The following is a 15588-nucleotide window of genomic DNA, read 5'->3' on the forward strand; positions in this document are numbered from 1 at the left end:
CATTACCTTGACGGCCACCCTTGCTTCACCGACCCGGCACCAAGCCCCGGAACCGGTGACAGTAAACCGGAAGAAGAAGACGGACTCCCGTGCGGCGCTGGGGTTTTTGACCCCCAGCGCCGTCGGGATGACGCTCTTCATCCTTCTTCCCACCCTCCTGGCGATTGCCACGAGTTTCTTCAACTGGCCCACATATGGTGATGTCACCTTCGCCGGGCTGGACAACTACGCCGGCCTGTTTGCCGAGGGAAGCCAGTTCCCGGCCGCGCTGCTGAACACGGTGCTGTTCACCATCATCGTGGTGCCGCTGAACCTGGTGCTGACCATTGCGACGGCGTTCTGGGTTGCCACCAGCCGGTTCTCCAAGCTGTACCGCGTGCTGTTCTTCCTGCCGGTGGTGACGCCCACCGTGGCCACCGCCGTGATCTGGAAGCTGATCTACCAGCCCAACGGCATCCTCGATTCGACGCTGCAGTCCCTGTTCGGCATCCACATGCCCAACCTGCTCGGCGACAGCAGCACGGCCATGCTGGCCGTCGTCGTCGTGATCCTGTGGCAGGGCTTCGGCTACAACATGCTGATCTTCTCGGCCGCCATCGACCAGCTGCCCCAGGATGTCCTGGATGCGTCAATGCTCGACGGCGCCGCCGGGCTCACCTCGCTGCTGCGGATCAAGCTGCCGCTGCTGACGCCGGCCATCTTCTTCGCCTCCACGGTCACCATGATCTCGGCGTTCCAGATGTTCTCCGAACCGTTTGTGCTCACCGCCGGCGGCCCGGGCACCTCCACCGTCACGGTGGTCATGAACGTCTACCAGACGGCCTTCCAGGGTGGCGAGCTCGGTGCCGCCGCGGCACCGGCCATCATCCTCTTTGCCTTGATCCTTGTGGTCACGATGATCCAGTGGCTGGGACAAAAGAAATGGGTCCACTATGACCAGTAACCAGACAATTGCCAAGGCGTCCGCCGCGCCCGCACGCCGGGCCGCCAAGCGGTCCCGGGTGCGCTTGAGCCCTTTGAAGCTGGCCAGCGAGGTGCTGATCGCCGCGGTGGTCCTGCTCTTCCTCTTCCCGATCATCTTCACCTTCTTCTCCGCCTTCAAGTCCAACGGCGAGATCTTCGCCCAGCCGCCGTCGCTCTTTGGTGCGGAGTTCCGCTGGCAGAACTTTGTCGAGGTCTTCAACTACACGCCGTTCCTGCGCTTCATCGTCAACGGCCTGGTGGTCTCCGTCGCCGGCACGGTGATTGTGGTGGCCGTATCCGCCCTGGCCGCGTACAGCTTCGGCATCCTGCGCTGGCGCGGGCGGGACAAGTTCATGCTCCTGTACCTGGCCACCATGATGATCCCGCAGGAGGTGCTGGTCATCCCCATGTTCCTGCTCATGCAGAAGCTGGGCTGGATCAACACCTGGCAGGCCCTGATCCTGCCGTGGGCGTTCGGTGCGTTTGGCGCGTTCCTGCTGCGCCAGTTCTTCGTGAACATCCCCTACGAACTGGTGGAGGCCTCCCGGATGGACGGCTGCAGCCAGTGGCGCACGTTCAGCCGGATCATCCTGCCGCTGGCCAAGCCCTCGCTGGCGGTGCTGGCCGTGTGGACCTTCATCACGTTCTGGAACAGCTTCCTGTGGCCCCTGATTGTGGTCAATGACGTCAACGAGCTCGGCAACGTTTCGCTGGGCCTGCAGACCTTCTTCGGCGAGCACGGCAGCTCCTGGAACCTGGTCATGGCCGCCTCCGTCATTGCCATCCTGCCCACCCTGCTGCTGGTGGCCGCCCTCCAGAAGCACCTGGTCAAGGGCATCGCAACCGTCGGCCTGGCCGGCCGCTAGCCCGCCACCCCTTCAACTCCCAAAGGCTGGACATGTTTTATTTTGAGGACCGCGTCGGTCCCGACTTTGGCGCGGACGCTCCGAGCTACCCGGACTGGACGTTTCCGCAGTGGCTCAAGGATGCCAAGTTCGGCATCTTTGTGCACTGGGGCCTGTACTCCGTGCCCGCGTTTGCCGAGACCGGCGATGCCCCCGCCCCGGTGGAGGACGCCTACCGCGACCACAAGTACGCCGAGTGGTACGGCAACACCGTGCGCATCCCCGGCAGCAGCGCCGAGGCCTACCAGCGCGAAACCTTCGGCCCCGGCACCAGCTACGAGGACCTGGCGGAGCTGTGGACCGCGGAGTCCTTCGACGCCGCCGGGTGCGTCGAGCTGTTCCGCCGCGCCGGCGCCCGCTACGTGGTGCCCACCGCCAAGCACCACGACGGTTTCTGCCTGTGGGGCACCGAGACCACCGGGTTCAACAGCGTCGGCCGCGGCCCGGGCCGCGACCTGATGGCGGAGTTTGCCACGGCCACCCGCGACGCCGGGCTGAAGTTCGGCTGCTACTTCTCCGGTGCGCTGGACTGGCATGTGAGCGATCTGCGCGCCATCGACACCGATCCCGACGTCTTCCGGCTGCGGCGCAACGACGAGGACTTTGCCCGCTACGCCTACAACCAGGCCAGCGAGCTGGTGGCCAAGTTTGCGCCCGACATCCTGTGGAACGACATTGAATGGCCCGACGGCGGCAAGTCGGCGGCGGAGTTCGGCGTCGCCGCACTCTTCCGCGAGTACCTGGCGGCGGTGCCGGAGGGCATCGTCAACGACCGCTGGGGCGTGCCCTCGCACGGCTACCTGACGCGCGAATACAGCGACATCGGCTTGCTCTCGGGCAAGAACTGGGAGTCCTGCCGCGGTCTGGGCCGCTCCTTCGGGGTCAACCGGCGGGAGACCGACGCCGATGTGCTTAGCGTCGCCGAGGTGGTCCGCCACCTGGTCTCCGTGGTCTCGCGCAACGGCAACCTGCTGCTGAACATCGGCCTGAACGCCGACGGCACCGTCCCGGCCATCTACCGCGACAGGCTCGAGGGCCTGGGCGCCTGGATGGACGTCAACGGCGAGGCCATCTACGGCACCCGCCCGTTTGAGGGCGGGCTCGACGACGGCGCCCAGGACCACTTTGCGCTCACCGTCGGCCCGGCGGCCACCTACCTGCTGGTGCTCGACCCGGCGGCGGAGCTGCCGGCGGCACCCGTGGACACCACCGGCGGGCGCTGGCTCGGCGCCGGCGCGGCTTCGGAGGGCTTTGCCGTCCCGGAGGCGCTGAAGGACTCGCCCGTGGCCGTGTTCGCCATTCGGCACGCCGCCGGCAGGGCAGAGATTGCCCCGGGGCATCCGGCATGAGCCAGCGGCTGGTGGGCATTGACATTGGGGGCACCAAGATTGCCGCAGGCGTGGTGGACGCGGACGGCACGGTGCTGGCCCGCGAACAGCTCCCCACCCCGGCGGGCGGGGAGAACATCGCCGCGGCGGTGGCCTGGCTGCTGGGGCGCCTCGGCGCCGACGGCGGCGGGGGAGCCACGGTGGGCGTTGCCGTCCCCGGCTACGTCTCCACCGACCACCGCAGCGTGGCCAATGCGGCCAACCTTGAACTGAAGGACGCCCGGCTGGCGGACTGGATCGAGGAGCGAGCCGATGTGCGCGCGGTGGTCCTCAACGACGCCAACGCCGCACTGTGGGCGGAATTCCGCTTCGGGGCTGCCCGCGGGGTGCGCGATGTGGCCATGCTGACGGTGGGCACGGGCATCGGCGGGGGTCTGCTGGTCAACGGGCAGCTTGTCTCCGGCGCCCACGGCTGGGCCGGCGAGGCGGGCCACATGACGGTGGTCCCGGACGGGCGCCCCTGCGGCTGCGGCAGCCGCGGCTGCCTGGACCGCTATGCCAGCGGCACGGCGCTGGGACACCCGGCCGCCAGCGCCGAGGACTTCGCGGAGCTGGGCCACTGGCTGGGCTACGGCCTCAGCCAGGTGGCCATGTTGCTTGACCCTGAACTGTTCCTGCTCGGCGGCGGCGTCAGCGCCGCCGGCGCGGCCCTGACGGACCCGACCGAGCGGCGCCTGGCCGAGCTGCTGGCCGGGCGCGGCCGCGAGCAGACGCCACCGGTGCGGCTGGCCCAGCTGGGCCCGGACGCCGGCTTCATCGGCGCCGCGGCCTACGCGGCGGACCTGCTGGCCGGCGGCGTGCCCGCCGCGGAGCTGCCGGTTCCCGCCGCGGGTCGGGCGGGGGCCTAGATGGATGCCACCGGTTCCGCCCGGCGGCCCAACGTCGTCGTCATCCTGGCCGACGACCTGGGCTGGGGCGACCTGTCCTGCCAGGGTGCCAGCGCCATCGACACCCCCAACATCGATGCACTGGCCCGGCGCGGGATGCGGTTCACCGACGCCCACGCCTCCTCGGCCGTCTGCACGCCCAGCCGCTACTCGCTGCTGACCGGCGCGTATCCGTGGCGCAGCCCGCTCAAGAGCGGCGTGCTCGGCGGTGCGGACCCGGCCATCATTGCCTCCGATGCGCCCACGCTGGCCCGCGACCTCAAATCGCGCGGCTACAGCACGGGGGCGTTCGGCAAGTGGCATCTGGGCCTGGGCTGGACGTGGCTGGACGGCACGGTGCCCGAGGCCTTTGCGGACGGATTCGCCTCCGATATGCAGGGCCACGGCCGCGGCATCGACTACACGGTGCCGTTTGCCGGCGGACCCACGGCGCTGGGCTTTGACAGGTTCTTTGGCATCGCCGGATCGCTGGACATGCCGCCGTACTGCTTCCTGGACCAGGACCGCGCCGTCGGCACGCCGCTGGCGGAAAAGACGGACCTGGTCTCCTCGCAGCGGCCCGGCCTGGCGTCCGAGGGCTGGCGCGACGACGCCGTCGACACCACCGTCACGGCGGCGGCCGTGGACTGGATCGGCGAGCAGCGCCGGGCCGGCAACGAGTTCTTCGCCTACATCGCCACCGCCGCCCCGCACCGCCCGTGCGTGCCGCCGGCCTTTGTGCGGGGCAGCACGACGGCGGGGCCGCGCGGGGACGCCGTGGTCCTGGTGGACTGGATGGTGGGGCAGCTGGTGGCGGCGCTGGGCGAGGACCTGGAGCGGACGCTGGTGGTGTTCACCAGCGACAACGGGGCGCCCACCATGTTCGCCGAGGACATGGCCGACGCCGGCATGCCCGGCACCGGGGGCGCGGCCACCGCGCACCGGCCTAACGGCCCGTGGCGGGGGCAGAAGGCCGACGCCTGGGAGGCGGGGCACCGCGTTCCGCTGATCGTGGCCGGTGCCGGCACCGCCGCCGGGGTCTGCGGCTCCCTGGTCAGCCTGCTGGACCTGCGGCCCACCGTGGCAGAGTTGGTCCCGGGACCCGGGGACGATGCCGCCGGCCCCGCCGCCGAACACAGTCTCGGTCCCGCCGTCGTCGAACACGGCGCCGCGCCGGACCACCTCGGCGACGGGGAATCCTTCGCCGGGCTGCTCGCTGGCGCCCCGGACGCGGACGGCGGCCGGATGCTGGCGCAGCAGGCCTTTGACGGCACGCTGGTGCTGCGTAGCGGCGCGGCCAAGGCCATCTACGGCACGGGCTCGGGCGGCTTCAGCGCTCCGCAGGGGGAGCCGGACGATGCCGGCCGCGGACCCGGGCAGTTCTTTGACCTGGCCGCGGACCCGGCGGAAACGGCCAACCTCTGGGTGGACCGTGCCCCGGACGCCCACGCCATGATCGACACCTTTGAACAACGCACTGGATTCAGACGAGGAACCCGATGATTTCTGCTTCGAACACGTCGCTTTCGACCACCACTCTTTCGACCACGCCGCTGGCCCCCGAGCAGTCCGAGGTCTGGTGCCCGGCACTGGCCCCGCTGCAGCCGGGCGGCCTGGACCGGCCGCGGATCGGCATTGCCGGCATCTCCATTGAATCGAGCACCTTCTCCCCGCATGTGAGCGGCACGGAGGCCTTCACGGTCCGCCGCGGCGCCGTCCTCACCGCCTACTACCCGTTCCTGGACGCCGGCAAGGACCTGCGCAAGGCCGCCGATTGGGTGCCGCTGATGCACGCCCGCTCACTGCCCGGCGGTGCCGTGGACGCGGACCTCTACGCCGCATTCCGGGACGAGATTGTGGAGCGCATCCGCCGCGAGGGCCCCTTCGACGCCTTCTACCTGGACATCCACGGCGCCATGAGCGTGCAGGGCATGGTGGATGCCGAGGGCGATCTGGCCCGCCACGTCCGCGCGGCCCTGGGTGATGACGTCCTGGTCTCCACCTCCATGGACCTGCACGGCAATGTCTCCTTCGAGCTGCTCAGCGCGGTGGACCTGATCACCTGCTACCGGATGGCCCCGCACGAGGACGCCATGAACACCAAGGAACGCGCGGTCTTCAACCTGCTGACCCGGCTGCGCGCGGCCACCGGTGCCGACGTCGTGGCCCGCCGGCCGGCCAAGGCCTGGGTCCCCGTCCCGGTGCTGTTGCCGGGCGAGAAGACCAGCACGCGCATCGAGCCGGCCCGGAGCATCTACGACGAGGTGCCCGGCGTGGCCGCACTCGACGGCGTCGTCGACGCCGCCATTTGGGTGGGCTATGCCTGGGCCGACGAGCCGCGCTGCCAGGCCTATGTGGTGGTAACCGGCGACGACGAGGAGCTCATCGTCCGCGAAGCCGAGCGGCTGGCCCGGCTGTACTGGGATGCGCGCCGCGACTTCAGCTTCGTGGCCGAGACCGCCACGCTGGCCGATGGTCTGGCCGCGGCCCTGGACCCGGCCGCACCGCGCCCCTACTTCCTTTCCGACACCGGCGACAACCCCACCGCCGGCGGTGCCGGCGATGTCACCTGGACGCTGGCGCAGCTGGTGGCCAGCGCGGAGCTGGCCGCGGGCCCGTTCCGGGTGGTGCACGCCTCCATCTTCGACGCCGGCGCTGTGGCCGCCGCCGCCGCCGCCGGGGTGGGCGGGGACATCGACGTCGAGGCCGGCGCCCGGGTGGACGCCAACGCCCACGGGCCGGTCCGGCTGCGGGGCACCGTCTACTCGATCACCGAGGGGGACCCGGTGGCGGGCACCCAGGCCGTGGTCCAGGTGGGCAATGTCTTCGCCATCCTGACCGAGCGCCGCAAGCCGTTCCACCACGTTGCCGACTTCGCCCAGCTGGGCCTGGACCCGGCGGAGTTCGACATCATCGTGGTCAAGATCGGCTACCTGGAACCCGAGCTCTACGACGCCGCCGTCGGCTGGAAGCTGGCGCTGACCCCGGGCGGCGTGGACCAGGACCTGCTGCGGCTGGGCCATTCGCACCTGGCCGAGGGTGTTTTCCCCTTCGCCGACACGGACGCGCAGCCGGCCCTGGCCGCCGTCGTGCACCGGCGCTGAGGGGCTGGCGATGACTGATTTGGAGATTGCCGTCCAGGACGCCGCGGGCGTGCGCATTGCGCTCGACGGCGGGGCCAGCCGCGTGGAGCTGTGCACAGCGCTGCGGACCGGCGGGCTGACGCCCTCGATGGGCACCGTGCAGCTGGCCGTGGAGGCCGCGGCCGGGGTGCCCGGTTTTGTCCACGTGCTGGTGCGCAACCGCGGCGGCGGCTACGTGTACTCGGACGAGGACGTGCGCACCATGTGCGCGGACATTGGCGCGTTGCGCGGCACCGGCGTGGGCGGCGTGGTGGTGGGCGCGCTCACCGCCGACGGCCGCATCGACCTGGCCGCCTTGGCCCGCTTCACCGCGGCGGCCGGCGGATTGCCCGTCACGTTCCACCGGGCCCTGGACGCCGCGGTCGACCCGCTGGCCGAGCTGGCCCGGCTGGCGGGGACGGGGGTCTGCCGCGTGCTCACCTCCGGTGCGGCCGTGCGCAGCATCGAGGGGCTGGACACCCTGGCCGCCATGGTCCGGCAGGCGCCCGAGGGCGTGCAGGTCATGGCCGGCGGCGGCGTCCGGCTGCAGGACATTGCGGCGCTGGCGGCCGCAGGCGTGGATGCCGTGCACCTCTCGGCCCGCACGACCTTCCTGGACCTGTTCCCCGCCGGTCCGGGCGGCGGCGCCCAGGAGCTGGATGCCACGGACCCGGCCCTGGTGGCCGGCGCCCGCGCGGCCCTGGGGGAGTCCATCCCGGCGCGCTGACAGGCCCAGCCACCGAACCGCTGGTCGAGCTTGCCCCGGTGGTCGGGCTTGTCGAGACCCCCGCGTGGCCGGGTCCAGTGGTCGGGACCCCCACGCGATAGCCTTGGGTATGCGCCTTATTGCCAGTGACATCGACGGGACCATTCTCGGCCACGACGGGACCATCAGCCCCCGCACGGTGGCCGCCTTCGCCGCCGCCGCGCGGGCCGGAGTGGAGATCGTCTTCGTCACCGGCCGTCCGCCGCGCTGGCTTGAGCCGCTGCGCCGGCAGATGGGCCACACCGGCACCGTGATCTGCTCCAACGGTGCGGTGGTCTACGATCTCGCCACCGACACCGTGGTGTCCTCGCACCTTCTGCCCTGGGAAACCGTAGCCAGTGCCCGCAAGATCATCCTCTCGCGCGTGCCGGAGGCCCGGTTTGCCGCCGAAAGCCTGGACGGCTTCCACCTGGAGCCGGGCTTCCTGGAACCGGGAACGGCGCCCGCACTGCAGGGCATCGAGCCGGCCCCGCTGGAGGACACCGTCAAGGACGGCACCGGGATGGTGAAGTTCCTGGCCGTCGTCCGCGCCGGCACCGCCGATGAGTTCCTGGCCGCTGTCCGCGATGACCTGGACGGGCTGCTGTCGGTGACGCACTCGGCCCCGAACATGGCGTTGCTGGAGATGGGTCCACGGGGCGTGAACAAGGCCGTGACATTGGCAGAATACGCCGCCTCGCGGGGCATCGACGCCGCGGATGTCGTCGCCTTTGGCGACATGCCCAATGACATTGAAATGCTGCGCTGGGCCGGCTCCGGCTACGCGATGGCCTCCGGCCATGCCTCGGCCATCTCCGCCACCGATCTGCAGGCACCGCACTTTGACGACGACGGCGTGGCCCAGGTGATCGAGACGCTGCTGGCCGGACTCAACCACGCCTAGCGGCCGCAGGATTTCGCTGGTTGAGCTTGTCGAAACCAGCGGCTACGCGGGGTCTCAACAGGCTCGACCAGAGAACATCGGTGATTGAGCGGAGCTTGCGGAGCCGAAATCCGGTGGGCCGGGTGTGTCCCAGGCCGCCGTCGTCGTCCGCGGGTGGTCTCGGTCCCCAGCCGCTCCCACAGCTCGCAAGCTCGCTGCGGGCCCCTCGCGGCAGTGGGCCCCTCGCTCGACCAGCGAGCGCCGCGGGGGTTTCGACGGGCTCGACCAGCGAGGGCCGGCGGACTACTTCACCGTCCCGATGGGGTCGCAGCCGCAGGACTGGCGGATCCGCAGTGCGGTGGGAAAGATTTGATGGTCCGGCGGCTGGCTCTGGTCCCTCCCGACCAGGGCGGCGACGGCCGCGGCGGCCATGGCCCGGACGGGCTGTTCCACGGTGGTCAGGGCGGGCCAGGTGTATTCGGCCTCCGTCGCACCGTCGAACGAGGTAATGGCGATGTCGCCCGGGACGGAAACGCCGGCCTCGTGGAAGGCCCGGAGGATGCCGATGGCCTGCATGTCGGAACTGGCAAAGATGGCGGTGGGGCGGTTGGCCGCAGCCAGGAGCCGCTGGCCCGCAGCATAGCCGCCGTCGCGGGTGAAGTTCCCGCGGACGATGGGGCCTTCGGGCAGGCCGGCGGCGGCCAGGGCCTGCAGCCAGCCCTGCTCGCGCCCGTCGACGTCGTTGGACACATTGGAGCCCATGGCCAGGGCAATGCTGGTGTGGCCGTGGCTGATCAGGTGCTCCACCCCCAGCCTGGCCCCGGCGACGAGGTCGACGCCGATGCTGTTGAAGCCGGGTGCCTCGCCGGCGTGGTTGAGCAGAACGGAGGGGATCGCCGCGGCCTGCAGGTCTGCCAGGTCGGGATTGAAGAGGACGCTGGTCAGCACGACGCCGTCCACCTGGCGGGCGGCCAGGTTGCGGATGTTGCGGCGTTCCTTGGCCACGTTGCCGTCCGAGTTGGTGAGCAGCAGGGCGTAGCCCAGTTCCGCGGCGGCGTCCTCCACCGCGTAGGCCAGCAGGGAGAAGAAGGGGTTGCTGTTGTCAGGGATGACCAGGCCGATGGTCTCGCTGGAGCCCAGTTTGAGTGCCCGGGCGGCGGCGTTGGGCCGGTAGCCGAGCACGCGCACGGCCTCGCGCACCCGGGCCTCGGTGGCCGGTGCCACGCGCTTGGGCCCGTGATTGACCACATAACTGACGACGGCGGTGCTGACCCCCGCGTACCGGGCCACATCCTTGCGGGTAACCACGCTGCGCGGGGGCTGCACTGCTGACTCTGTCATGGAGTAAATGCTAGCTACACTTCCCCGGGTGCGGCGCCAAAGTCGCGGATGGCCAGGCGCTCGCCGCCGTTAAGGGCGGAGGCGTGGGCCACGATGCCCGGCAGCGTGAACCGCGCGGCCACCCAGGCGTTGACCGCCGGCAGCGTGCCGGTGCTGGCCGCCGTGACGAAATCGTCCACCAGGAAGTGGTGGCTGCCCTCGTGTCCATTGGGGGCGCCGGCAAATTCGCCCGGCAGCCGTGCGACGTCGTGGACCTGGGCGTGGCCGGACATGAACGCATCCCGCAAGGCGGGGGCAACGTGGGCCAAGGAGGGATCATCGGCGCTCATGGTGGCATGGGTGGCCAGCTGGTCGGAGACGTCGGTGACGGATTCCTTGTCCTGCCACACGCTGACCTCGGCCAGCTGCTCGAAGCTGGCGTCGGTGCCGAAGTAGCGGAAGCGCGACTCCCGGATGTGCGAGGGGTAGCCGACGCGTCGCATTTCATTGATCCGCATGGCGCCGCCGTCGTTGAGCTCAAAGAGCGCCGTGGCGTTGGAGAAATCGTTGTTGAAGGCGCTGACGTCCTTGTCGAAGACCCCGTCGCCGCGCTGGTCCTTGACACCGATGCAGCTTACGCTCACGGCGTGGGCGTCGATGGCGCCGAGCACCCCGCCCACGGAGTGCGTGGGGTAGAGCATGGGCGGGTAGCTGGCGGTGCTCTTCCAGTCCTCCCCGCCGCTGTACTGGTAGGCCTCGTAGAAGCCCAGGTCCATGTCGTGGACGTAGTCGCCCTCGGCGTAGAAGACCCGGCCGAAGGACCCCTCGGCGTTCTGCTTGCGGGCGTAAACGGTGGCGGGGTTGTAGTAGCTGGTCTCGCCCATCATGTACGTGAGTTTGGTTTCCCGCACGGCCTCGATGATGGCCGCGATCTCCTCCTCGGACACCGCCATCGGCACCGCCGAGTAGACGTGCTTGCCGGCCCGCAGTGCCTTGAGCACCAGCGGCCCGTGCGTCCAGCGCTGGGTGAAGATGGCGACGGCGTCGACGTCGGAGGCCAGCATCGCGTCAAAACTCTCCACGGTGCCTGCCAGCGACAGGCGGTCATTGAGTTCCTGTGCCCGTTCGGGGAGGACGTCCGTCACGACGACGCTGCCCACCCCGGGGTGCAGCTTGAAGAGTTTTGCGAACTGGCCGGCGAACTGGCCGGCTCCGACAATGCCGAGGGAAATGCTCATGGTGGACCTTTCGTACGTGCGCCAACCGGTGCGGTTGGCGTCCAAGCAGTCTGGCACCGGCATCTACACGAGTCAATGCTTTGATGTTGGAAATTTGAAAAGCCCTTGAAGCAAGGATTTAACCCTTGTGAAGGAAAAGTTACTCGTGTAGATTCATCGTCTAGTTGTTAGCTGCATCATGACGACCACCATCGAGACCCCCGCACGACCACGGGACACCACCGGCGTCGTTGGCCCGAAGAAGCGCCGCATGGGGGATGCCAAAATCGCCCTGCTCTTCATCGCGCCGGCGCTTGTCGGCTTCATCGCGTTCTACCTCGTCCCCACCGTCCGGGGCATCTACCTCAGTTTCACCAACTACTCCCTGCTGGGCGATCCCCTCTGGATCGGCATCAAGAACTACGCCACCATTTTCACCGACAAGCTGTTCTGGAACGCGATGGGCGTCACGGGCGAATACGTGGTGCTCAACATCGTCTTCCAGACCGTCATCGCCCTCGGCTTGGCCGTGCTGATGCACCGGGTGCCCAAATCCACCCTCGTCCGGGGCGTGCTGCTCATGCCCTATCTGGTGGCCAACGTCATCGTGGCGCTGCTGTGGTTCTGGATGCTTGACTACCAGATGGGCATCGTCAACCAGGTCCTGTCCTGGGTCGGCCTGCCGCGGGTGGCCTTCTTTGGCTCCGAGACCTGGGCCATCCCCACCATCGCCTTCATCAATGTGTGGCGGCACATGGGCTACACCGCGCTGCTGCTCTTAGCCGGGCTGCAGGCCATCCCCAAGAACGTGTACGAGGTCGCCTCGCGGGACGGCGCCGGTCCGTGGAAAACCTTCTGGCGGATCACCATGCCGTTGCTGCGCCCGGTGCTGGTGCTCGTGCTGGTGGTCACCGTGATCGGATCCTTCCAGATTTTCGACACCGTCGCCGTCACCACCGGCGGCGGGCCCATCAATGCCTCCCGCGTGATCCAGATGTACATCTACCAAAAGGCCTTTACGGAGCAGGACTTCGGCTATGCCTCCGCCCTCTCGGTGATCCTGTTCGCAATCCTCGGCATCGTGGCCTTCCTGCAGATGAAGTTCCTGCGCGGCAACGAGTCGGATCTTGATTAGGAAAGTCCCATGACCACGACACAGACACGCACCTCCGGGCCCAAGCTGGCCCGGCGCAAGCCCGCGGTGCGCCCGCCGCTGGATTGGGCCAAGCTCGGCTCCTGGGCGGCATTGGCGGTGGCCATCCTGGTCACGGTCGTTCCGTTCCTGTGGATGCTGCGGACGGCGGTCTCCAGCAACCATTCGTTGGCGGCCAACGCCGGCAACCTGCTGCCCGCCGACTTCAGCTGGGGCGCCTTCAAGCGGGTGCTCGGCCTGCAAAGCCCCGAGGAGGCACTCGCGGAGGGCGGTTCCGGTGCGGCCATCAACTTTTGGCTCTACCTGCGCAACTCGGCCATCGTCTCGACGCTGATCACGGTCTCCCAGGTCTTCTTCAGCGCCCTGGCGGCCTACGCCTTCTCCCGGCTCCGCTGGCCGGGCCGCGACAAGGTCTTCCTGCTCTTCCTGGGCACCTTGCTGGTGCCGCCGATCTTCACCGCACTGCCCAACTTCCTGCTGATCAAGAACATGGGCCTGCTCAACACCTTCCTGGGCATCGCCCTGCCGTCCATGCTGATGACACCCTTCGCCATCTTCTTCCTGCGGCAGTTCTTCCTGGGCATGTCCCGGGAGATCGAGGAGGCGGCGATGCTCGACGGCGCCAAGCATGTGCGCATCTTCTTCCAGATCGCGCTGCCAAACGCCGTCGGCCCGATCGCCACCCTGTGCCTGCTGACCTTCATCGCCGCCTGGAACGACTACTTCTGGCCGCTGTTGGTGGGCCAGGACGACAGCGTCCGCGTCCTTACCGTCGGCCTGGGCGTCTTCAAGTCCCAATCCCCGCAGGGTGCGCCCGACTGGAGCGGCCTCATGGCGGCCACGCTGATCGCCGCGCTGCCCATCCTGGTCCTCTTCATCGCCTTCGGCAAGAAGGTTGTCAATTCCATCGGCTTCTCAGGCATCAAATAACCCCACCCTCCCGGCATCCATTGACGGATGCTCGCTCGAAAGGTCCCCCATGAAGAAGAAACTCGCCATCGCCGCAACCCTCGCGGTTGCAGCCCTGTCCCTGTCCGCCTGCGGTGGCGGCTCCACCGCCAGCGCCGAGGCCAAGGGCGATGTCAGCTACTGGCTCTGGGACGCCAACCAGCTGCCCGCCTACCAGCAGTGCGCCGACGATTTCCACAAGGCCAACCCAGACCTGACCGTCAAGATCACCCAGCGCGGCTGGGACGACTACTGGTCCACGCTGACCAACGGCTTTGTCGCCGGCACGGCCAGGACGGCAAGCGCTACGGCCTGCCCAAGGACTGGGACATGGTGGGCCTGTTCTACAACACGGCCATGACCGACGTCGCCGGCATCAGCGCCGAGCAGATGAAGGGGCTGACCTGGAACCCGACCGACGGCGGCAGCTATGAGAAGGCCATCGCCCACCTGACCGTGGACAAGAACGGCATCCGCGGCGACGAGGCCGGCTTCGACAAGAACAACGTCGCCGTCTTCGGGCTGGGGCTCGCAGGCAGCGGCTCCGGCCAGGGCCAGACCGAGTGGAGCTTCCTGACGGCCACCACCGGCTGGACCGCCACGGACAAGAACCCGTGGGGCACCAAATTCAACTACGACGACCCCAAGTTCCAGCAGGCCATCGCCTGGTGGGCCGGGCTGGCCGACAAGGGATACATGCCCAAGCTGGAAACCACCATCGGAGCCAGCGTGGCCGACAACTTCGGCGCCGGGAAGGCCGCCATCAACACCTCCGGCGACTGGCTGATTGGCCAGTACTCCGGCTACAAGGGCGTCAGCCTGGGCCTGGCCCCGACCCCCACCGGTCCCGACGGCAAGCGTGCGTCCATGTTCAACGGACTGGCCGATTCCATCTGGGCCGGCACCAAGAACCCGGCCGGAGCCACCAAGTGGGTTGAGTACCTGGCCTCCGCCAAGTGCCAGGACGTCGTCGCCGCCATCAGCACGTCCTCGGACATCGCCGCCAAGGCCTTTGCCGCCAAGGGTGTCGATGTCAGCGCCTTCACCGCGCAGGTCAAGGACGGCACCACGTTCCTCTTCCCGATTGCCGAGAACGCCGCCAAGGTGGATGCCATCATGAAGCCGGCCATGGATGCCGTGCTCTCCGGCAAGGCCCCCGCCAGCTCGCTGACGGACGCCAACAACCAGGTCAACGCGCTCTTCGCGAAGTAGCCTGTTCCACCCCTCGCCAGTCCGGGTGCCACCGTTCCACATCCGGAGCGGCGGCGCCCGGTAGCGTGGATCCCATGACGACCCTGCCGTACCTTGATTCCCCGGTGCCGCTGGCCTTTGCCCACCGCGGGTTTTCGCGGGAGGGGCTGGAGAACTCGTTGCCGGCCTTCGCCGCCGCGGCGGCGCTGGGCTTTACCCATGTCGAAACCGATGTCCACACCACCGCCGACGGCGTCGCCGTCGTCTTCCACGACGAGACCCTTGACCGGGTGAGCACCGGCCGCGGCCGGATTGCGGACCTGCCCGCCGCCGTCGTCGCCCAAGCCCGGATTGGCGGCACCGAACCCATTCCGACGCTGGCCGCCGTGGTCACCGCGTTTCCGGACCTGCGCTTCAACCTGGACGTCAAGGACGCCGGATCCGTGGCGACGCTGGCCGCCGCCATCGAGGAGCTGGGGCTGCACGACCGCGTCTGCGTGGCGTCCTTCTCCGACAAGCGCCGCCGCGCCGTGCTGCGCCGGCTGAGCCGGCGGACGGCAAGCTCGGCAGGCGTGGGCACCATGGCCGCCTTCGTGCTGCTCGGCTGGCTGCCGGGGCCGCTGCTGCGCCCGTTCCTGCGCGGCACCGATCTGCTGCAGATCCCCGTCCGCGTCCGCTGGCTGAAGCTGGCGACACCGCGGCTGCTGGCCCGGGCGCACCGGCTGGGCCTGAAGGTGCATGTCTGGACCATTGACGATCCGGCCCGGATGCACGCCCTCTTCGACCTGGGGGTGGACGGCATCATGACGGACCGGGGGGACCTGCTGGCCGCCGTCATGCGCGAGCGCGGCTACTGGTCCTGAGGCCCGAGCTGGCAGGATGGAACC

General features: G+C 69.0%; 13 protein-coding genes and 1 pseudogene. 12 read left to right on the forward strand and 2 right to left on the reverse strand.

What is annotated here, in order from left to right; genetic code table 11:
- The first annotated feature begins 7 nt into the window (after positions 1-7).
- From ACQCSX_RS14830 to ACQCSX_RS14865, 8 genes are all read left to right on the forward strand, one after another.
- Entirely contained in the window at positions 8-943 is a 936-nt protein-coding gene (locus ACQCSX_RS14830; protein WP_427016045.1) for a carbohydrate ABC transporter permease, read from the forward strand.
- A complete protein-coding gene (locus ACQCSX_RS14835; protein WP_427016046.1) occupies positions 933-1829 on the forward strand; it encodes a carbohydrate ABC transporter permease in 897 nt (298 codons plus the stop codon). Before ACQCSX_RS14830 ends, ACQCSX_RS14835 begins: the two co-directional genes overlap by 11 nt.
- A gap of 32 nt (positions 1830-1861) precedes the next feature.
- Complete coding sequence (locus ACQCSX_RS14840; RefSeq protein WP_427016047.1) at positions 1862-3217, forward strand: alpha-L-fucosidase; 1356 nt, start codon at positions 1862-1864, stop codon at positions 3215-3217.
- The gene (locus tag ACQCSX_RS14845; protein ID WP_427016048.1) at positions 3214-4104 is read left to right on the forward strand and encodes an ROK family protein; all 891 of its coding nucleotides are present in this window, start codon (positions 3214-3216) and stop codon (positions 4102-4104) included. Before ACQCSX_RS14840 ends, ACQCSX_RS14845 begins: the two co-directional genes overlap by 4 nt.
- Complete coding sequence (locus ACQCSX_RS14850) at positions 4105-5625, forward strand: sulfatase family protein (protein WP_427016049.1); 1521 nt, start codon at positions 4105-4107, stop codon at positions 5623-5625. It begins immediately after the preceding gene.
- The gene (locus ACQCSX_RS14855) at positions 5622-7226 is read left to right on the forward strand and encodes a M81 family metallopeptidase (protein WP_427016050.1); all 1605 of its coding nucleotides are present in this window, start codon (positions 5622-5624) and stop codon (positions 7224-7226) included. Before ACQCSX_RS14850 ends, ACQCSX_RS14855 begins: the two co-directional genes overlap by 4 nt.
- Before the next feature lie 10 nt (positions 7227-7236).
- Positions 7237-7971: a copper homeostasis protein CutC gene (locus ACQCSX_RS14860; RefSeq protein ID WP_427016051.1), complete on the forward strand. Its 735-nt coding sequence runs from the start codon at positions 7237-7239 to the stop codon at positions 7969-7971.
- Positions 7972-8080: 109 nt separating this feature from the next.
- Positions 8081-8893, forward strand: a complete 813-nt coding sequence (locus ACQCSX_RS14865; RefSeq protein ID WP_427016052.1) for an HAD family hydrolase — start codon at positions 8081-8083, stop codon at positions 8891-8893.
- A 282-nt stretch (positions 8894-9175) separates the two neighbouring features.
- On the opposite strand, the gene ACQCSX_RS14870 is transcribed toward ACQCSX_RS14865, so the two are convergent.
- Positions 9176-10213, reverse strand: coding sequence for a LacI family DNA-binding transcriptional regulator (locus ACQCSX_RS14870; RefSeq protein WP_427016053.1), 1038 nt, complete (start codon positions 10211-10213; stop codon positions 9176-9178).
- 14 nt (positions 10214-10227) lie between these two features.
- Entirely contained in the window at positions 10228-11430 is a 1203-nt protein-coding gene (locus tag ACQCSX_RS14875) for a Gfo/Idh/MocA family protein (protein ID WP_427016054.1), read from the reverse strand.
- 250 nt (positions 11431-11680) lie between these two features.
- Here ACQCSX_RS14875 and ACQCSX_RS14880 point away from each other — a divergent pair, with 250 nt between their 5' ends.
- The 4 genes and pseudogenes from ACQCSX_RS14880 (at position 11681) to ACQCSX_RS14895 (ending at position 15564) form a co-directional block, all read left to right on the forward strand.
- Positions 11681-12544 carry a carbohydrate ABC transporter permease gene (locus tag ACQCSX_RS14880; protein ID WP_427019064.1) on the forward strand — a complete coding sequence of 288 codons (864 nt, stop codon included), beginning with the start codon at positions 11681-11683 and terminating at the stop codon, positions 12542-12544.
- Between the two features lie 9 nt (positions 12545-12553).
- Positions 12554-13492, forward strand: a complete 939-nt coding sequence (locus tag ACQCSX_RS14885; RefSeq protein WP_427016055.1) for a carbohydrate ABC transporter permease — start codon at positions 12554-12556, stop codon at positions 13490-13492.
- A gap of 49 nt (positions 13493-13541) precedes the next feature.
- Positions 13542-14722: pseudogene (locus tag ACQCSX_RS14890) on the forward strand (extracellular solute-binding protein).
- Between the two features lie 74 nt (positions 14723-14796).
- On the forward strand, positions 14797-15564 hold the full coding sequence (locus ACQCSX_RS14895; protein ID WP_427016056.1) for a glycerophosphodiester phosphodiesterase: 768 nt from the start codon (positions 14797-14799) through the stop codon (positions 15562-15564).
- Positions 15565-15588: the final 24 nt, after the last annotated feature.

Source organism: Pseudarthrobacter sp. P1 (assembly GCF_050156935.1).
Taxonomy (GTDB): domain Bacteria; phylum Actinomycetota; class Actinomycetes; order Actinomycetales; family Micrococcaceae; genus Specibacter.